Raw genomic sequence first — 18,640 nt, 5'->3', positions numbered from 1 at the left:
AGGTGCGGTCAGGCGAAAGCGTCGCAGTACTCGCGCCAGGCGTAGTCGGTGGCGTCGGCGGGGCCGGTCTTGATCTGAGCGAGCTCTTCGGCCAGCGACAGCGACGGGTCGAAGCCCAAGAGCTGGCGGAAGGTCGGATCGCCGTTGGAGCCGGCGAACTTGCGCTCGCAGGTGATCGTGACGTCGGCCGAGAAGAAGAACACCTCGACTTCGATGGTCAACTGCGCCTTGCCAATGGCCTTGCCGGTCTCGAACTCGTAGCGCAGCTCCAGGTAGAGCTCCAGCGAGGCCGAGATCAGACCGAGCACGCTGACGTGTCCGCCCAGGCGGAAGTAGCCGGTCAGCGAGGCGGCGTCCTGCTCCATGCGGAAGTAGATGCCGGCCATGACCTCGACGCCGCCCGAGGCCACGCCGAAGTCGATCGACACCGAGGCGCCGAACTCGAAGGCGGCTTCCAGGATCTGCACGCCGTCCGGCGAGATGGTGACGCCGAAGAAGCCGCCACCGCCGAACATCGACACCGTGAGGTTGAAGGGCTGCTCGCGGGTGCAGAAGTTGAAGCGCACCGACAGCGGCTGGCCGATGAAGGGCACCGTGAAGCCCGCGCCCAGGCTGATGTTGCTGATCGAGAACATGCCCACGGCGATGTTGGGCAGGCCTTGCGAGAAGCCGGCGTCGATGCCCTTGGGCGTGATGTCAAGGTAGGGCGGGTCGGAGAAGCCGTCGAGCGGGATGAGGTCCTTGAGCGTTTCAACGAAGGACAGCGGGCCGACGAACTTGATGTCCGACAGCAGCACGTCCACGCCCATCTTGGCGCCGGTGTCCACGCTGAACTCGATCTTCTCGAAGTTCAGCTCCAGGAAGGCGGCGGGGTTGATGAGGATGAGGTCGAAGTGCTTCAGACCACAGACCACGCGGATCTTGGGCGCGCTGGAGCCGTCCTTGCGCACCTTGGCTTCCACGGCCACGGTGAAGCCGTGCGGGTCGTTCGGACGGAACAGTGGCTTGCCGGGCTCGAAGCCCCAGGGCTTGATCTCGGGGCTCCAGTCGAAGCGGATGGTGAGCTCTTCACCCAGCAGGCCGGCCAGCACATCCAGGATGTCGTCGGCCACGTCGAGGATGTCGACCAGGGCCTGCAGCACGTCGAGCACGGCCTTGCGCGCGGCGCCTTCGAGCAGGCGGAAGCCAGCCAGGGTGGTGCGCACGTCGGCCAGGGCGTTCTTGAGCGCGGTGATCTTGGGGTCCAGCGCGGCGGGGTTGCTCAGCAGGTCGCCCAGGCCGTCGGGGTTGCCGACGATGGCGTCGAGTGCCTGGAACAGCGCCTTGCCCTGCGGGATCAGCGTCAGCAGCGTCTGGACGTCCTGCAGCGTGTTGCGGGCCTGCTGGATGAGGCCCAGGCTTCCTTGCTTGAAGCCGGCGGGCAGGGGCGAGTCTTCGAGCTTGTCCTCGACCGTGTTCAGCGCCGAGATGGCGTTGTTGATGGGTGCCTGGATCGAGTTCAGCGAGGGGATGCTGTCGATCGAGGGCAGAACCGTGCCGCTACTGGCGCCATCGAGCGTGTCGGGCACCACGGCAGCGAGCTTGGCGCGCACGGCGTCGAAGGCGGCCTGCAGCTGGGCCATGGCGTCGCGCAGCTCTTGCGTTTCGGCTTGCACGAGCGACATGGCCTGCGCCTGCAGGTCGGCCAGGATGCCGCGCAGCACATCGACCGCAGCCTTGCCCAAAGAGGTGCCCTGGCCGCCCAGGTTGCGCACCATCTCGAAGGCGCGCACCAGTGTGCCGATGAAGGACTCGAGCTGCGTGGCCGACTCAGAGGCGAAACGCGGCACCTTGTCCGGGCTGTTGCCCAGGTTGGCCACGGCCTGGATGACCTCACCCAGCGGGATGCAGCCGAACAGCAGCGGCAGTGGCAGGTCGCTCAGCGAGGTCGGGAAGAGGTCGGTGCCGCCGATGTTGGTGCCCGAGACCAGCTTGGCCGGGTCAAGCGAAGCGGGGCCGCTGGAGCGCGTCAGCGCCTTGGGCGCGAGGTTGGGCATGACGAAGCCGCCCGAGCGGTCGCCTTGCGAAGAGAAGTCGAGCTTGGCCTTGCCCGCCACGTTGGCGAAGACCTCGCCCACGTTGCCCGCGAAACCTTGCTTGAGGTAGTGCGCGTTCCAGCTCAGCAAGTTGGTGTCGCCCGAGCCGGACAGCTGAGACAACGCGGCGATGCGGGCCTCGACCTCGGTGACGCTGGGGTAGAACATCGGGCGCTTGAGCTCCTCGGAGAAGCTGCGCAGGCCGTTGCTCGACAGATTGGCCGAGTTGGAGAGCTTCTTGGCCAGCGTCTCGACGCCGATCTCCATGCGCACGGCCTCGACCATGGTGTCGCCCGGCTTGAGGCTGGGCGCCAGCGCCATGCGCTGGCCCTTGAGCTGGGCGCTTCGGCGAGTGGGGTTGGCCTGCCAAGCCTTGGCCGCCTGGGCCGCGTGCAGCTCGGCCGTGGCGTAGTCGGGGCTGAGGAACTTGTCGGTCGGCTTGGCGCGAAAGCGCGGGCTGGCCGTGCTGTTGTCCATGAAGATCAGCGGCAACTCGAAGCTGACCTTGCGGCCATCGATGTCGGTGCCCACGCAGCGGAAGGCGAAGGGCTGGCCGCCCACGCAGGGCCAGAACACCTTTTGCCCATACGCTCCGCCCGCCTTTTTGCTGACGAGGCTGGCGGCAGAGGTTGGCTGGTCCAGGTTCGGCGTGACCGTGGTCAGGATGCGCACGCTGTTGAACGGGAACTGCCGCTGGAAAGCGCTGCCATCGGGCTTGAGCAGTTGCTCGTCGACGAAGGTGCGCTCGCGCTCTCGCACGACGATGAACATGCGCTGGCGCAGGTAGGCCGGGTTGCCTTCCATCTTGGGCGTGTTCTGGGTGCCGTTGTGGAACTTGCGCTCGCTGACCTTGATGAGCGAGACGCGGTGGCCGAAGGGAAAGAGGAAGCCTTTGTAGACCACGCGTACATAGTGGTCGCGGCCCATGCTGGCGCGGTGGCTCCATTCCTCGACGGACAGGCCAGGAGGATCCCACTCGCCGCGCGCATCTAGCCAGCCACCCAGCGAGGACAGCATCAGCTGGTGGGTGTCGATGGGCTCGGGGGTGTAGTTACTCAGCTCGAAGTTGGACGACAGGTGGGCGATCTGGAATCGATCGAAGTCGTCGAGCGTGGCCAGGAAGGGCGAGGGCGGCGAGCCGGTGTCGGGCAATTGCGTGCTGGAGGGGAAGGCGCTTTGCATCGGCGTGCCCGAGCCTTCGCCGGTCAGGGCCCAGACGGCGCGCACCGTGCGGCGAGGGTCGAGGTGCGGCGGCTGGATGACGCTGCCGTCGCCTGCGGGTGCGACCAGCCGGGTGTGCCACAGCTCGGTGCGACCCGTCAGCGGCGAGGTGACCGGGCCGGTGGCGTGCTGGAAGCGCTCGCCCGCATGCGGTGACAGGATCAGGCGCCAGGGCATCTCGATGGCCGTCTGGCGGGCCGATGGCATGCCGGGCTTGGGTCGCGCCAGGGGCAGCACGGGGCTGCGGATGTCTCCGAGCTTGAGCGAGCCCAGGCCGGTGCTGCCGAGTTCGAACTGTCCGATGCGGGCACGCACCACCGCCGACTGACCGCCTTCACTGATGGCAAGTTGCCGGCTGCGCACCGTGCCCAGCGCCAGGCGCGCGCGCTGCAGCTTGGGCAGTTTGGCCAGGTCGGCGGCCTTGACGAACCCCGGCAGCACCGGCAGGGGGCGCGTGCGCGGCAGGGCGTTGGCGGGCACATTCAGACCCAATTGGTTGCAGGCCTGCAGCAGCCCGTCGATGGAGTAGGTTGCCTCGAAGCCGTTTGGCACCTTGAAGGCGACGCGAGACTCGTTGGCGACGCGCGCGCGGATCGGCGCTTCGGCGGGGGGTTCGGTGCTGGCGGGTTCGAACTTGGGTTGGATGCCCGGCGGAGGCGGGGGCACGTCGGGCACGTTCATGCCGGGGGCGGCCGTTTCGAAGAAGACCTCTTCTGCGATGGACTGCGGCGGGAAGTGCAGGACGATGAAGCTGTCGCCCGAAGCCGTTTTGCGCACCTTCGGCGGCGTGCCGGCCTGCACCTGCAGGTTCACGAGTTCGAAGCGAACAGCCAGCAGGTCGTCGGGTCGCACCGCGGGCTTGCCTGGCCGGCCAGGCTGGAACAGGCTGCTGACCGCGCTTTGCACGAACACGCCAGGCGGCAGTTTGATGTCGAGTTCAGGCTTGATCGGGCCTGCAGGTTGCAGCAGCCCACGCAACTTCTTGCCGGGAAGGATCGGATTCTTCGGCATCGTGTCCCCATCTTTCGAGTCGATCCAGTGACTCTAGGTGATGGGGTTCGGCCAATCGGCCGATGGGCGCCCCTAGGCTTAGGGATGCGCGCGGCAGAGGTTGTGTCGAGGGGTAACCATCTGCCGCAAACGGTCGCGCCAGGCGTGAACCGACGTCAGTTGGCCTGGGCCGGGTCGCGCATGAAGATCTCGACGCGGCGGTTCTTGGCGCGGCCTTCCGCCGTGTCGTTGCTGGCCACCGGTTCGCGCGAGCCACGGCCGATCACCTCGATGCGGTTGCTGCCGATGCCACGGTCTTCCAGGAAGTCGCGCACGCTCTCGGCGCGCTCGCGCGACAGCGGGTTGTTGATGGCGTCGCTGCCAGTGCTGTCGGTGTGGCCGACCACGCGCACCAGGGTGCCGCTGCCGCCGGACTTCAGTCCCTGTGCGAAGGAGTCAAGCACGCCGCGCAGCTCGGGCTTGAGGGCAGCGCTGCCCGTTGCGAACGAAATGTCGTTGGGGATGTCGAGCTTGAGCTGGTTGTCATCGGTGCGGGTGACCTCGACGGGGGTGCCTTGCGTGGCAGCTTCCATGGCGCGGCGCTGGTCTTCCATGCGCTTGGACCACAGGTTGCCGGCGATGGCGCCAGCGGCCGCGCCGATGGCGGCGCCCCGGACTGTGTTCTTGCCACCGGTCATCGCACCAATGGCCGCGCCCGCCACGGCACCGATGCCGGCTCCGGCGGCGGTGCCTTTTTCCTGCGGGCCCATGGTTTCGCAGCCCGTGGTGAACAGGGCAACGGCGATGGTGCTGCCGATGATCAGGGTGCGTTGGACAGAGCGTTGCTTGGTCTTGAAAATCATCTTGTCAACTCCTTGTGGTGCCGAAGCCGGCACACGCTGGTCAACGCGCGAGGGGGCGTCCTGGATGACACCCGAGCCTCATGCGGCGGCCTGGTCGAACTGCATGGCCGCCAGCCGAGCGTACAGACCATTGCGCGCCATGAGCTCTGCGTGGGTGCCGGCATCGACGATGCGGCCACCGTCCATCACCACGATGCGGTCGGCGTTGACCACGGTGCTCAGGCGGTGGGCGATGACCAGGGTCGTGCGGCCCTTCATGGCCTCTTCCAGGGCGGCTTGCACCGCACGCTCGCTCTCGGAGTCGAGCGCACTGGTGGCTTCGTCGAGCAAGAGCAAAGGCGCGTTTTTCAGCATGGCCCTGGCGATGCTGATGCGCTGACGCTGACCGCCTGACAGGCGCACACCGCGCTCGCCCAGGAAGGTTTGGTAGCCCTCAGGCAGGCGCTGCAGGAAGTCGTGTGCGTGGGCGGCGCGAGCTGCGGCGAAGACCTCTTCGTCCGAAGCCGAGGGGCGACCGTAGCGGATGTTCTCCATCGCGCTGGCCGAGAAGATGGTGCTGTCCTGCGGGACGATGCCGATGCGTTCGCGCAGCGCGTCGAGGCTGGCCTCGGGCAGCTTCACACCATCGATTTCGACGTGCCCGCCTTGCGGGTCGTAATAGCGCAGCAGCAGCTGGAACACGGTGCTCTTGCCCGCGCCGCTGGGGCCGACCAGGGCGACGGTTTCACCGGCGGCCACGTCCAGGCTGAAGTCTTCCAGCGCGGGCTGGGCAGGCCTGGAGGGGTAATGGAACTGCACACCCGAGAGCTTGACGGTGGAGCCAGCCGTGGTTGCCGGCAGCGATCGAGCCTGTGTGGGTGACTCGATGCGTGAACGCGCTTTCAACAGCTCCATCATGCGTTCGGTGGCGCCAGCGGCGCGCAGGATGTCGCCGTACACCTCCGAGAGCGCTGCAACCGAGCTCAGCAGCAAAATCACGTAGACCACGGTCTGACCCATGTGGCCAGCCGTGATGCGGCCGTCGAGCACAGCCTGGGTGCCCTGATACAGGCCCCAAAGCAGGGCCCCGGTGGTGGCGGTGATGATGAAGCCCACCAGCAGGGCGCGTGCGCGGATGCGGCGCTCGCCGGTACGAAAGGCGTTCTCGTTGGCTTCGCTGAAACGCTGCGCTTCGCGCGACTCGGCGGTGTAGCTCTGCACCACGGGCACGGCGTTGAGCACCTCGGCGGCGATGGCCGATGAGTCCGCGATGCGGTCCTGGCTGGCACGCGACAGGCGCCTGACGCGCCGGCCATAGGCGATGGCGGGCAGCACGATCAGCACGAGGCCGCCCAGCACCTGGGCCATCACCACGGGGTTGGTCACCACCAGCATCGTCAGCGCACCGATGGCCATGATCACGTTGCGCAGCCCCATGGACACGCTGGTGCCCACCACGGTCTGGATCAGGGTGGTGTCGGCGGTCAGGCGAGAGAGCACCTCGCCGGTTTGCGTGGTCTCGAAGAACTCGGGGCTTTGGCGCAGGACGTGGGCGTAAACGGCTCCCTTGATGTCTGACGTGATGCGCTCGCCCAACCAGGTCACCATGAAATAGCGCGAGGCCGAAAACACGCCCAGCGCAGCCCCCACGCCAAACAGGGCCAGGAAGTGCTGGCGCATCTGCATGACGCGCTCGCCCGGGTCGGGGGAGACGAATCCCTGGTCGATCAAGGTGCGAAGGGCCAGCGGCAGCACCAGCGTCGTGATGGCGGCCAGCACCAGGAACAACCCCGCGAGCGCGATGCGTCCGCGGTAGGGCATCAAGAAGGGGCGCAGCGAGCCCAGCGGGCGGATGGACTTGCCTGCGGCGGTGGGGCTGGTCGTGGACATGTTGGGTCTGGGCTCGGCGTTGGCCATGCCTGGCGGCGTGCGAAGTTCGCGTTGCCGTGATTATGATGCCTTGACAATATTTGCGTAGGCAAATAAATTTGCCACCCATGAAAGGTCAGCGCCCCACCCCCCCGATCTACGACCGGGCCACTTATTGCCGCGAAAACAGCATGGGCTACCTCATGCGCCGCATCACGCAGTTGATGGTGGGGCAGGTGGACCGGCGTCTTGGCTGCACGGGGCTGACCCATGCCCAGTGGGCGCCGCTGTTCCTGATCCACCGTGGTGAGGCCAACACCCTGGCCGCGCTGGCGCGTGAACTGCAGGTCGATGCCGGGGCCTTGACCCGAACGCTGGACCGGCTGGAGGCCAAGGGCTTGTGTCGGCGCGAGCGCTCGGCCGAAGACCGCCGCGTGGTGCACCTGATGCTCACGCCAGAGGGCGAAAAAGCCGCCGAACCGGTGCCCGGCATCCTGTGCGATGTCTCCAACGCGATGCTTCAGGGCTTCTCGCCAGCCGAGTGGGAGACCTTGATGGGCTTCCTGCAGCGGATCGTCGGCAACGCCGAGGCGCTCAAGGACTGTCAGCCAGGCGAGTGCACGGGCGATGGCGCCCCCTCCACCGACGCGAGTTGACGCGCCCCGAACGACGATGAGAGGGCTGCCCCAGCCCACGAGAAGGTGTTCCCGATGACGCAGTTCAATCGATTGTCCCCCGCGAGGCCCGTGAACCGGGTGAGCCGACCGCTGGCCTGGTTGGTGCTCGCCGGGTGGGGTGCCCTGATGACCGGGTGTGCGCACCAGGCGATCCAGCCGAAGCTGACGGCCTTGGATGCGAGTGCGCTTGGCGTGAGCGCAAGCGGGCCGCAGCCGGTTTCGGCGCAGATGACCGAGTGGTGGCGGGCGTGCGGCGATGCGCAGCTTGATGCCCTGATCGCGCAGGCCTTGGCCGACAGCCCGACCATCCAGGTGGCGCAAACCCGCCTGCAGCGCGCCCAGGCCCAGGAGATGCTCAGCAGCGGCGCCGACAAGCCGCAGTTGCAGCTCACCGGCAAGACCGACCGACAGCGCTTCACCGAACACGGTTTGTACCCGCCGCCAGTGGCTGGCTCGACCCTGACCACGGGCACCTTGCAGCTCGAAGGCGCCTGGGAGCTGGACCTGTTTGGCAAACAGCGCGCCGAGATCGAGGCCAGCATCGGCCAGCGTCGCGCTTCGGAGGCAGACCTTCAGGCCGCGCGCTTGTTGCTGTCGTCGCAGGTGGCCCGCCAGTACGTGCAGGTTGGCCGACTGCAGGCACAACGCGAGGTGGCGATGCGCACCCTGGCCCAGCGCGAGGAGGTGCTGGCGCTGATCCGCCAAAGGGTGGAGGCTGGCCTGGACACCCAGGTGGAGCTGCGGCAAGGGCAGGGCGCGGTGCCTGACACACGCCAGCAGATCGCTGCGCTCGACGAGCAACTCAGCCTGGCCCGGCATGCCTTGGCGGTGCTGGTCGGGCGAGCCCCCAAGTCGCTGGACGATTTGAACGTGTCGCTGGAGCGCCTGCGTGCACCCGATGTGCCCCAAAGCCTGCCGTTGGACCTGCTGGCCCGCCGCGCCGACGTGATGGCCGCACTCTGGCGTGTGGAGTCGGCTCGCGGCATGAGCGACGCCGCGCGGGCGACCTTCTACCCCAACATCGAGCTGACCAGTTACGCGGGCTACAACGCCATCGGCCTGAACCAGGTGCTCCAGGCCAGCAGCCTGCAATGGGGCTTGCTGCCAGCCATTCACCTGCCGATCTTCGATGGAGACAGGCGCCTTGGCAACCTGAGTGCCCGCGTGGCCGACCAGGACGCGGCCGTGGCGAGCTACAACCAGACCCTCTTGCAGGCCGTGCAGGAAACGGTCGACCAAGTCGACAGCGTGCGCTCGGTGGCGCGCCAGCAAGGCGAGCAGCAAGTGGCGCAAAGCCACATCGAGTCCGCCTACGACCTGGCCACGCAGCGTTACCGCGCGGGCCTGGGCGCCTACCTCACGGTGCTGTCGGCCGAGTCCGCTGTGCTGGCGCAACGCCGCCAGGCCGTCGACCTCAAAGCCCGAGCGCTGGACACCCGCTTTGCGCTGATCCGCTCCGTGGGTGGAGGCTGGACCCCAGCGCCGCCCCTCACCCAGAACACCCCCTCGCAGTCCGGAGACCGTTCATGACCTCGCCTTCGACGAACCCCACGCCAGCATCCCAGCCCCCTGCTGCGCGACGCAAGAAGGCACTGACCATCGTGGCAGCGGCGGTGCTGCTCGGCGGCGGTGCTTATGCCGCTTACTACGCGCTGGTGGCCAGTCACTACGAGCACACCGACAACGCGTACGTGCAGGCCAACGTCGTGCAGATCACGCCTCAGGTGGGCGGCACGGTGGTGGCCATCGGTGCCGACGACACCGACCGCGTCAAGGCCGGTCAGGTGCTGGTCAAGCTCGATCAGGCCGATGCCCGCGTGGCGTTGGACCAAGCCGAAGCCCAGTTGGCGCAGACCGTGCGCGAGGTGCGCACCCTGTTCGCCAACAACGGCACGCTGTCGGCTCAGGTGCAACTGCGCCAGGCCGATCTTGCGCGTGTGCAAAACGAGCTCGCACGCGCGCAGGACGATGTGCAGCGTCGCAGCCCGTTGGTGGCCACCGGGGCCGTTGGCAAGGAAGAGTTTCAGCACGCGCAGGCGCAACAACAATCGGCTCGCAGTGCGGTGGCCGCAGCCGAGTCGGCACTGGCGGCGGCCCGCGAACAACTGGTGTCGAACCAGTCGCTGACCGATGGCACGTCGGTGGCCGAGCACCCCAACGTGGCCCGGGCTGCGGCCCGCGTGCGAGAGGCTTACCTGGCCTTGCAACGCTCGGCCCTGATCGCTCCCGTTGACGGCTTCGTGACCAAGCGCAGCGTCCAGGTCGGCCAGCGCTTGCAGCCCGGCGCCCCGGTGATGTCGCTGGTGACCCTGGAGCAGGCTTGGGTGGACGCCAACTTCAAGGAAAGCCAGCTCAAGCGCATCCGCATTGGCCAGCCGGCCACCTTGACGGCTGACGTTTACGGCCAGAAGGTGGTCTTTCACGGCACCGTGGCGGGCCTGGGCGCGGGCACGGGCGCGGCCTTTGCGCTGCTGCCTGCGCAGAACGCCACCGGCAACTGGATCAAGGTGGTGCAGCGCGTGCCGGTGCGCATCGCGCTCGACGCCAAAGAGGTGGCGGCGCATCCCTTGCGTGTGGGCTTGTCGATGCTGGTCGAGGTGGATGTGAGCCACCAGGAGGGGGGCGTGCTGGCGGCCGAGCCGCGTCCGCACGACGTGGCGCACACGGATGTGTTCGATGCCTTGAGCAAAGACGCCGACGCCCTGGTCAACCGCATCGTCGATCGCAACCTGGGGCGAGGTGCTCGCGTGAGCGCTGGCACCCAAGCGGGCGCCTGACCCATGTCGACCGCCAACCCGGGCGCCGATGTGGCGCCGCCTGAGGCGCAGTCTGCGGCTGCGCCCGCTCTGCAGCATGCGCCGCTGCAAGGCGGCTCGCTGGCGCTGGGCACGCTGGCTTTGTCCCTGGCCACGTTCATGAACGTGCTGGACTCGTCGATCGCCAACGTGTCGCTGCCCGCTATCGCGGGTGACCTGGGTGTGAGCCCGACGCAGGGCACCTGGGTGATCACCAGCTTCGGGGTGGCCAACGCCATTTCGGTGCCGTTGACAGGCTGGCTCACGCAGCGCTTCGGTGCGGTGCGGCTGTTCACAGCCAGCGTGCTGCTGTTCGTGCTGGCTTCGTGGCTGTGCGGTCTGGCAGGCTCGCTCGAGGCCCTGATCGGCTACCGCGTGCTGCAGGGCCTGGTGGCGGGGCCGATGATCCCGCTGTCGCAGACCTTGCTGCTGTCGAGCTACCCGCCAGCCAAAGCCGGCACGGCCTTGGCGATGTGGGCGATCACGACGCTGGTTGCGCCAGTGACGGGGCCGTTATTGGGGGGCTGGATCACCGACAACGTCAGCTGGCCCTGGATCTTCTACATCAACGTGCCTGTGGGGCTGGCGGCGGCGGCCGTGACCTGGCGCATCTACGCCAAGCGCGAGACGCCGATCAAGGTCTTGCCCATCGACAAGGTGGGGCTGGCCTTGCTGGTGCTGTGGGTGGGTGCGTTGCAGATCATGCTCGACAAGGGCAAGGAGCTGGACTGGTTCGAGAGTGGCGAGATCGTGGCCCTGGCTGTGGTGGCGCTGGTGGGCTTCGTCGTCTTCCTGATCTGGGAGCTCAACGAAGAGCACCCGGTGGTCGAGCTGCGCCTGTTCGCCTCGCGCAACTTCCTCTTCGGGGTGCTGACGCTGTCCATTGGCTACGGGCTGTTCTTTGGCAACGTGGTGCTGTTGCCTTTGTGGTTGCAGCAGCACATGGGCTACACGGCGTCGGTGGCGGGCATGGCGGTGGCGCCGGTGGGTTTGCTGGCCATCTTGCTGTCGCCCATCGTGGGCAAGAACGTGACCAAGGTGGACCCGCGCCTGCTGGCCACGGTGGCCTTCCTGTTCTTTGCGCTGGTGTTGTGGATGCGCTCGAGCTTCACGGTGCAGGCCGACTTCACCACCATCATGATTCCGACCATCTTGCAAGGTGGCGCCATCGCGTTCTTCTTCATCCCCTTGAGCGCGATCACGCTGGCGGGGCTGACGCCGGACCGCATCCCGTCGGCATCGGGCTTGAGCAACTTCGTGCGCATCACGGCGGGGGCGATGGGCACGTCGGTGGTCACCACGCTGTGGGACAGCCGGGCGACCATGCACCACGCGCACATGGTCGAGCACATCAGCACCACCGACCCGGGTGCGGTCGAGGCGTTCTCGGCCTTGCAATCGGCGGGGCTGTCCATGCAGCAGGCCGCCGCGCAGGTCAATCGCTTGATCGATCAGCAGGCGTTCACGCGGGCGGCCGACGATGTCTTCCTGGCCTCGGCGGGCTTTTTCCTGCTGCTGATCCCGTTGATCTGGCTGGCGAAGGTGAAAAAGGGCGCTGCGGCAGTGGATGGCGGGGCGCACTGAGCCCTTCATCAATGCAGGCCGTGGCCTGGCTCAGGCTGGCACGCGGTAGTGCGCTTCGCTCATGAGGTCGATGCCGCACACCAGGTTCTCGGCCCATGCGATGAATTGCGGCACGGCCTCGCCCACCAGCGGCGAGCCGTGTTGCGGCACGATCATGTCGATCTTGAGTTCGCGCACCATGCGTGCCCAGCAGCGCAGCACCTTGTTGGAGACCATGTAGCGACGGTGAAAGCCCTCCATGCCGCGCGGCAGTGGGTTCAGCGAGGAGATGGGCCTGAGCGCTTCTTCGCCCGGCACCAGCGACACACCCAGGTCGCCCGAGAACAGGATGCGGGCCGTCGGGTCGTAGAACTGGAAATTGCCCTCTGCGTGCATGAAGTGCGCGGGCAGGGCGATGAGCTCGCGCCGACCCACGGTGATGCGCATGCCGCCGTCGGGGATGCCGATCACGCGGCCCGTTGTCTTGCCTGGCTTGCAAAAGTGCGGCACGAACCGCTCCCACAGCGTCGAGACGTAGAGCTTGGCATCGGGCGTGGCCGTCATCCAGCGGTCCAGCGAGGCGATGATGTCCGGGTCGGCATGCGAGGCCAGGATGGCCGACAGCTTCGAGGGCGGGAAGTGCCGCGTCATGCCCAGGTAGAGCTCGCTGTAAGCCAGGTTGCCGCCCGGGTCGATGATGGCGCCATGGTCGCCGTCGACGATGAGGAACTGGTTGGCCTGCACAGCCTCGCCACCCTCGTCACCCAGGTTGGAGAACATCAGGCAGGCGTGGTCGCCCTGGCGGAAAAGCTCTTGCGGCATGGGTGTCCCTTGATCTGGGTTGGCTCAACGAGGCCAACGTGGATGGGGACTGTAGGCAGCCGGACCGCCCGGAGCCTTAACTCAGATCAAGTCTGCTGCGGGCTGGTCGCGCGAGGCGCGTTGGCATCATGCGTGTGCCGTGAAGATGCCACACGCGGCATCGGCCAGCGCTTGCGCGTCGCGGCCATCGTCGCAGGCCAGCACGTGTCGGTTCGGCATGCTGCGCAGCCAGGTCACTTGGCGTTTGGCCAGTTGGCGTGTGGCCGCGATGCCCCGCTGCGTGACCTCGTGGCGCACCTGGGGGTCGGCCAGGTTCAAGCCCTCATCCAAGGCCTCCCACACCTGGCGATAACCCAGGCAGCGGATCGAGGGCAGGTCGGCATCGAGGTCGCCGCGTGCGCGCAGGCGCCGGACTTCGTCGATGAAGCCTTGCGCCATCATCTGCTCGAAGCGGAGCGCCACGCGGTGGTGCAGCCAGGCGCGCTCGGTGGGCTCGAGCGACACCAGGGTGGCGCTCACGCGAGGCGGCGAATCGGCCTGCTTGCTGTGGAAATGCGACAGCGGCTGCCCGGTGCCATGGAAGACCTCCAGCGCCCGCTGGATGCGTTGCGTGTCACCTGGCGCCAGTCGTGCGGCGGTGATGGGGTCCACCTGCTGCAGCTCCGCGTGCAGGGCCACGCTGCCTTGGGCCTTCATGCGCGCGTCGAGTTCGGCGCGCACCTCGGGTGCGATGGCGGGCATCTCGTCCATGCCTTCGAGCAGGGCCTTGAGGTAGAGCATGGTGCCGCCCACCAGCAACGGCCTGCCACCGCGCGAGCGGATGCCTGCGATGGCCTCGGTGGCCTCGGCCACGAAGCGGGCGGCGCTGTAGCGCTCAAGCGGGTCGACGATGTCGATGAGGTGGTGCGGTGCCTGGGCGAGTTCCTGGGCGGTCGGCTTGGCCGTTCCGATGTCCATCTCGCGGTAGATCAAGGCCGAGTCGACGCTGACGATTTCGATGGGGCGGCCACCATGTTGTCGCTCAGCCATGGCCAGCGCCACGGCCGTTTTGCCGCAGGCGGTGGGGCCGGTGAGCACCCACAGCGGCTCGTCGGGCTGGGCAGGGGCGGGCGTGGTGGCGTGCATGGGCTGGGGGGCGACGTGTGGATGAGGCTGATGGATGGGCCTGATGAGGTGGCTGTTGACGGGTGCTCAGGCCGAATGCGGCGCCAGGCCATGGCGTTGCACCCGCCTCAAGGCGGTCCAAGCGGTGAGGGCGCCACCCATGGCCAGGCCCAGCGTCATCGGGTGCAGGGTGCCAGCCCAGCCGGGCAGCGATGTCCACCAGGACAGCACGGCACCCACGACGAAAGCCGTGGTCGCCAGCACGAAGCCGGAAAATGCCGAAGCGGCACCAGCCTGGGTCGGGAAGGCCGCGACCACGCCGGTCTGGCCGCAAGGCTGGTGGATGCCATGCGCGAAGGCGTAGAGCCACAGGCCGGGCAGCAAGGCGCCCGGGTGCACCGGGTGGGCCTCAGACAGGGCGCTGGCCTGCCAAGCCGAGACCAGGGCCATCCACAACCCTCCGCCCAGCGAGCACCAGCCTGCCAGCCTCACCGTGCCCAGCAGGCCGTGGCGAGGCAGCCATCGCCGACAAAACAGCGTGCCCACCAGGTAGGACAGCGAGAGCGTGGCCATGGTGGCGCCAAATGCCGTGCGGCCGACATGCATCAGCTCGATGAAAACGAAAGGGGAAAGCGCCAGGTAGACGTACAAGCCACCGTAGGTGCTCGATGTCAACAGCGCGTGCGCACGGAACGTGGGGTGACGCGAGATGCCGATCCATTGCTCAAGCATCGAGCCCCAATCCAGTCGCTGCTGGCGCCGATCGTCGGGCAAGGTCTCGGGCAGCTGTCGCCACACGAAGGCCCAGATCAAGCCGCCGAACACGATCAGCAGGGCCATGGTGGCTCGCCAGCCCCCGTGCGTCGCTGCCAGGCCTCCCAGCACCGGTCCGAACAAGGCCAGGATGCCCAAGCCCGTCATGCCCCGGGCCATGGCGCGGGCGCCGGCTTCGGGTGCATACAGGTCGCGCACCATCGCGCGGCCGCACACCACCGCAGCCGACAGGCTCGCACCTTGCGCGATGCGCGCCAGCAGCATCGTCTCGAAGTTGATCGCCAGGGCCGCACCCACGCTGGCCAGCGTGTACAGACCCAGGCCCCAACGCAGCACCGGCTGGCGACCGAAGCGATCGGAGATCGGGCCCCACACCAGTTGCCCGATGCCGAACGCCAGGATCAGCACCGACAAGGTCCACTGCGCCGAGGCCGGGCTCAGGCCCAGGCCCTGCTGCAGTTGTGGCAGGGCGGGCAGGTAGAGGTCGGTGGTCAGCGGCTGCAACCCTGTGAGCAAGCCCAGGGCCGTGACAACGACCCAGGCCGGGATGGGGGCGGAGCCGGTGGCTTTGGAGGCCGGCGATGCTGCGGACATGGGCCGCTTCAGAAGCGCTCGTCCGGACGCAGGAAGCGCCATTGGCCGGCCGGCAGCTTGCCCAACACCACGCGACCCATGCGCACGCGCTTGAGTCCGACCACCTTCAGGCCCACCAGTTCGCACATGCGGCGGATCTGGCGCTTGCGGCCTTCGCGCAGCACCACGCGCAGCTGCTGCTCGTTCTGCCACGACACCTGCGCGTGCTTGAGTTGCTTGCCATCGAGCTCCAGGCCGTGGCGCATGAGCGCGATGGCCTCTTCAGGCGTGGCGGCTTGCACGTTCTCGGCGTCTGGCTGGGCCACGTTTTGCACGCGCACCAGGTACTCCTTCTCGACGCCGGAGTCCTCGCCGATCAGCGCCTTGGCGATGCGCCCGTCCTGCGTCAGCACGAGCAGGCCTGTCGAGTCGATGTCCAGGCGCCCGGCTGGCGCCAGGTTGCGCAGGTGCGCGCGGTTGAGCTTGATCGGCAGCTTGTCGTCGGACCAGCGGTTGTCGGGGGTGATCAGGGTGATGGCCGGCTCGTGGCCGTCTTCGGCCTGTGCGCTCACATAGCCAATGGGCTTGTGCAGCAAGATGGTGACGCGCTGGGCCTGTTGCTGGTGCGCCTGCGGGTCGATGTCGATGGTGACGTCGGGCAGGACACGCAAGCCCAGCTCAGCGATGACCTCGCCATCGACTCGCACCCAACCGGCCGCGATCCACTCGTCGGCCTCGCGGCGAGAGGCCATGCCTCGCTCGCTCATCAGCTTGGACAGGCGCACGCGGCCATCGTCCTCGACCGGGCGCTGAAAAGCCGGTTGGCGCGGCGCCATGGGCGCTTCGGCGGCACGGGGCTCTGCTTGAAAGCGCTGGCGCTCGTGATGCACCGGGGTGTCCGTACGAGGGTCGGGGCGCGGCGCACCGGTGCGGCCAACAGGGCGGCCATCATCACGACCATCAGGGCGAGGCCCTCGTGATGGACGATCGTCGCGGCGTGGGCCATCGCCACGAGGGCCGGGATTGACCCGGTGGTCATCGGCGTGGCGAGAGGTGGGGCCATCCTGGCGTGGATGAGGTCGGCGATCCGCGCGGGCTTCGCGCTCGGCACGTTCAACGCGGGCCTGCTCTGCCTCGGCAGCGGTCATGCGCTTGCGTGGCGCGCTGCCGGAGCCACGCACCGGCGGCTTGTGGGCGGAGGGGGCGTCGCCCGTGGCGGCGGGGCGCGACAGGCTGATCTTCTTGCGTTCGGTCATCGGGGTCTCAGCGGCCGCGCAAAAAGAGCGCGTCCAGGTCCTTCAAGGTGAGCTGGCGCCAGGTGGGGCGGCCGTGGTTGCACTGGTCTGCGCGTTCGGTGGCTTCCATGTCACGCAGCAGGGCGTTCATCTCGGGCAGGGTCAGGCGGCGGTTGGCGCGCACGGCGCCGTGGCAGGCCATGGTGGCCAGCAACTCGTGTTGGGCGCGTTGCAGCACATCGCTGGCATCGACCTGTGCCAGGTCGGCCAGCACCGATCGGGTCAGCTCGACGCCATCGGCCTGCACCAGGGCCGTGGGCAGGGCTCGCACGGCCAACTTGCCTGGGCCGATCAGGCCGACGTCCAGTCCCAACTGCAGCAGCGTTTCGTGGTGGCTTTCAACCGTTGCGCATTCTTGCGGCGTGGCGGCGAAAGTCTGGGGCAGCAACAGCGGCTGGCTGGCCAGGCGATCAGCAGACAACTGGGCTTTGAGCCGCTCGTAGACCACGCGCTCGTGAGCGGCGTGCATGTCCACGATGATCAGGCCCTGGGCGTTTTCTGCCAGCACGTAGATGCCACCGACTTGCGCGATGGCGCGGCCCAGCGGCCATTCGTGTTCGGGCAGCGATGCGTCTGACGCGCCGCGAGGCAGCGCGCTCGAGGCGGTGTTTGTCCCGGCCTGCAGGCCCTCGTCGGCCTGGCGCACGACGCGAGGCAGGTTCATGCCTGCGAATGCGTCCACCGATCCACCGGTTTGCAGCGAGGTCGGTTGCGTCGGGGTGCCGTCGTGTGGCCAACCCGCCCAGCGGCGCTCGGTGGCACCGTCGGCCGCTTGCCAGGGCAGGGCGTCCTGGCGGCTCGAGAGCAGGGGGGCAGCGGTGGGCTGTGCGTTGCCTGAGATGTCGGCTGACCCCGGCTGGGTTGTCGAGCCTTGTGAACTGGAGGTGTCCGCGTGATCCGCCTGTGCCTTGTCGTGGGTGGCCGCTTGTGCCCGCGACAAGGCCAATGCTTTTTCAACCGCCTTGCGCACCGCCTGGTGCACCTCGCGCGAATCGCGAAAGCGCACCTCGATCTTGGTGGGGTGCACGTTGACGTCCACCCGCTCGGGGTCGATCTCGATGAAGAGCACGTAGGTGGGCTGGCGGCTGCCGTGCAGCACGTCTTCATAAGCCGAGCGAATGCCGTGGGCGATCAGCTTGTCGCGCACATAGCGGCCGTTGACGTAGCAGTATTGCCAGTCGGCGCGCGAGCGGGCGGCGTCAGGCAGGCCGGTGCGACCGAACACGCGCATCGGTCCGATCTGGAGCTCGACTTCGCGGCTGCCTTCGACAAAGGCGTCGCCCAGGATGTCGTGCACGCGCTGCTGGAGCGAGCCGGCGCGCAGTTGCTCGACCAGCTTGCCTTCGTGCCAGACGCTGAAACCCACGTCCGGGCGGGCCAGCGCATGGCGGCGCACCGACTCCAGGCAGTGGGCCAGCTCGGTGGCGTCGGACTTGAGGAACTTGCGTCGAGCGGGCGTGCTGAAGAACAGTTCGCGCACCTCGACGCTGGTGCCCACGGCGCGCGCGGCCGGGCTGAGCTCGCCTGAGCGGGCATCGAGCCTGTGGGCATGTGCATCGGCCGCCGTGCGGCTGGCGATCGACGACTCGGACACCGAAGCGATGGCGGCCAGCGCCTCGCCACGAAAGCCCATGGTGGCAACGTGTTCCAGGTCATGCAGCGAGCGGATCTTGCTCGTGGCGTGGCGTTGCAGGGCCAGGGGCAGCTCGGCCACGGGGATGCCGCAACCATCGTCCTCGACCAGGATCTGGCGCACACCTCCGCCCATCAGCTTGACGGTGACCTGGGTGGCGCCTGCGTCCAGCGCGTTGTCGACCAGCTCGCGCACCACCGAGGCCGGGCGCTCGACCACCTCGCCGGCCGCGATCTGGCTGACCAGTTCGTCGGGCAGGGCCTGGATGGTGCGCCTGGGTGTGTTCCCCCCTGGATCGGGCGTGTTGGCGGCCTCTGGAGGGAACCCGCCGGAGCGGAGGGGGTCTGCTGTCATGACATGATTGTAAAAGGGCGCTGCCCTTTGGCCGCCCTGGGGTCAGCGGTCAC

The 18,640-nt window shown here is 67.8% G+C and carries 12 protein-coding genes; 4 read left to right on the top strand and 8 right to left on the bottom strand.

Annotated elements, in window-relative coordinates:
* Window positions 1-8 precede the first annotated feature (8 nt).
* The 3 genes from ABG80_RS19145 to ABG80_RS19135 form a co-directional block, all read right to left on the bottom strand.
* Entirely contained in the window at window positions 9-4,307 is a 4,299-nt protein-coding gene (locus ABG80_RS19145) for a hypothetical protein (protein ID WP_200964348.1), read from the bottom strand.
* A gap of 155 nt (window positions 4,308-4,462) precedes the next feature.
* Window positions 4,463-5,149, bottom strand: coding sequence for an OmpA family protein (locus tag ABG80_RS19140; protein WP_058089151.1), 687 nt, complete (start codon window positions 5,147-5,149; stop codon window positions 4,463-4,465).
* 78 nt (window positions 5,150-5,227) lie between these two features.
* Window positions 5,228-7,018 carry an ABC transporter transmembrane domain-containing protein gene (locus tag ABG80_RS19135; protein ID WP_058089210.1) on the bottom strand — a complete coding sequence of 597 codons (1,791 nt, stop codon included), beginning with the start codon at window positions 7,016-7,018 and terminating at the stop codon, window positions 5,228-5,230.
* A 107-nt stretch (window positions 7,019-7,125) separates the two neighbouring features.
* On the opposite strand from ABG80_RS19135, the gene ABG80_RS19130 reads away from it, so the two are divergent.
* The 4 genes from ABG80_RS19130 (at window position 7,126) to ABG80_RS22170 (ending at window position 12,053) form a co-directional block, all read left to right on the top strand.
* Window positions 7,126-7,653 carry a MarR family winged helix-turn-helix transcriptional regulator gene (locus ABG80_RS19130; RefSeq protein ID WP_235513958.1) on the top strand — a complete coding sequence of 176 codons (528 nt, stop codon included), beginning with the start codon at window positions 7,126-7,128 and terminating at the stop codon, window positions 7,651-7,653.
* Between the two features lie 99 nt (window positions 7,654-7,752).
* On the top strand, window positions 7,753-9,204 hold the full coding sequence (locus ABG80_RS19125) for an efflux transporter outer membrane subunit (protein WP_235513957.1): 1,452 nt from the start codon (window positions 7,753-7,755) through the stop codon (window positions 9,202-9,204).
* Window positions 9,201-10,451 carry an efflux RND transporter periplasmic adaptor subunit gene (locus tag ABG80_RS22175; protein ID WP_058089149.1) on the top strand — a complete coding sequence of 417 codons (1,251 nt, stop codon included), beginning with the start codon at window positions 9,201-9,203 and terminating at the stop codon, window positions 10,449-10,451. Before ABG80_RS19125 ends, ABG80_RS22175 begins: the two co-directional genes overlap by 4 nt.
* Before the next feature lie 3 nt (window positions 10,452-10,454).
* On the top strand, window positions 10,455-12,053 hold the full coding sequence (locus ABG80_RS22170; protein WP_058089148.1) for a DHA2 family efflux MFS transporter permease subunit: 1,599 nt from the start codon (window positions 10,455-10,457) through the stop codon (window positions 12,051-12,053).
* 30 nt (window positions 12,054-12,083) lie between these two features.
* Here the strand turns inward: ABG80_RS22170 and ABG80_RS19110 are convergent, their stop codons facing one another.
* From ABG80_RS19110 to mutL, 5 genes are all read right to left on the bottom strand, one after another.
* Complete coding sequence (locus ABG80_RS19110; RefSeq protein WP_058089147.1) at window positions 12,084-12,854, bottom strand: oxygen-binding di-iron domain-containing protein; 771 nt, start codon at window positions 12,852-12,854, stop codon at window positions 12,084-12,086.
* Window positions 12,855-12,980: 126 nt separating this feature from the next.
* A complete protein-coding gene (gene miaA, locus ABG80_RS19105; RefSeq protein WP_058089146.1) occupies window positions 12,981-13,979 on the bottom strand; it encodes a tRNA (adenosine(37)-N6)-dimethylallyltransferase MiaA in 999 nt (332 codons plus the stop codon).
* Between the two features lie 66 nt (window positions 13,980-14,045).
* Window positions 14,046-15,326 (bottom strand): multidrug effflux MFS transporter, encoded by a 1,281-nt coding sequence (locus ABG80_RS19100; protein WP_058089145.1) that lies wholly within the window; start codon window positions 15,324-15,326, stop codon window positions 14,046-14,048.
* Window positions 15,327-15,334: 8 nt separating this feature from the next.
* On the bottom strand, window positions 15,335-16,561 hold the full coding sequence (locus ABG80_RS24005) for a pseudouridine synthase (protein ID WP_083506284.1): 1,227 nt from the start codon (window positions 16,559-16,561) through the stop codon (window positions 15,335-15,337).
* A gap of 7 nt (window positions 16,562-16,568) precedes the next feature.
* Complete coding sequence (gene mutL / locus ABG80_RS19090; protein WP_083506283.1) at window positions 16,569-18,587, bottom strand: DNA mismatch repair endonuclease MutL; 2,019 nt, start codon at window positions 18,585-18,587, stop codon at window positions 16,569-16,571.
* Between the last annotated feature and the right edge of the window lie 53 nt (window positions 18,588-18,640).

This window comes from Aquabacterium parvum (assembly GCF_001447195.1).
Classification (GTDB): domain Bacteria; phylum Pseudomonadota; class Gammaproteobacteria; order Burkholderiales; family Burkholderiaceae_C; genus Aquabacterium; species Aquabacterium parvum.
The sequence above is the reverse complement of the archived record's forward strand: the minus strand, read 5'-3'. Positions and strand labels throughout refer to the sequence as shown.

Bases quoted from the DNA above. Each gene is read 5' to 3' on its own strand.
- ABG80_RS19145 (WP_200964348.1), bottom strand. From the start codon at position 4,307: ATGCCGAAGAATCCGATCCTTCCCGGCAAGAAGTTGCGTGGGCTGCTG.
- ABG80_RS19140 (WP_058089151.1), bottom strand. From the start codon at position 5,149: ATGATTTTCAAGACCAAGCAACGCTCTGTCCAACGCACCCTGATCATC.
- ABG80_RS19135 (WP_058089210.1), bottom strand. From the start codon at position 7,018: ATGTCCACGACCAGCCCCACCGCCGCAGGCAAGTCCATCCGCCCGCTG.
- ABG80_RS19130 (WP_235513958.1), top strand. From the start codon at position 7,126: ATGAAAGGTCAGCGCCCCACCCCCCCGATCTACGACCGGGCCACTTAT.
- ABG80_RS22175 (WP_058089149.1), top strand. From the start codon at position 9,201: ATGACCTCGCCTTCGACGAACCCCACGCCAGCATCCCAGCCCCCTGCT.
- ABG80_RS22170 (WP_058089148.1), top strand. From the start codon at position 10,455: ATGTCGACCGCCAACCCGGGCGCCGATGTGGCGCCGCCTGAGGCGCAG.
- ABG80_RS19110 (WP_058089147.1), bottom strand. From the start codon at position 12,854: ATGCCGCAAGAGCTTTTCCGCCAGGGCGACCACGCCTGCCTGATGTTC.
- miaA (WP_058089146.1), bottom strand. From the start codon at position 13,979: ATGCACGCCACCACGCCCGCCCCTGCCCAGCCCGACGAGCCGCTGTGG.
- ABG80_RS19100 (WP_058089145.1), bottom strand. From the start codon at position 15,326: ATGTCCGCAGCATCGCCGGCCTCCAAAGCCACCGGCTCCGCCCCCATC.
- ABG80_RS24005 (WP_083506284.1), bottom strand. From the start codon at position 16,561: ATGACCGAACGCAAGAAGATCAGCCTGTCGCGCCCCGCCGCCACGGGC.
- mutL (WP_083506283.1), bottom strand. From the start codon at position 18,587: ATGACAGCAGACCCCCTCCGCTCCGGCGGGTTCCCTCCAGAGGCCGCC.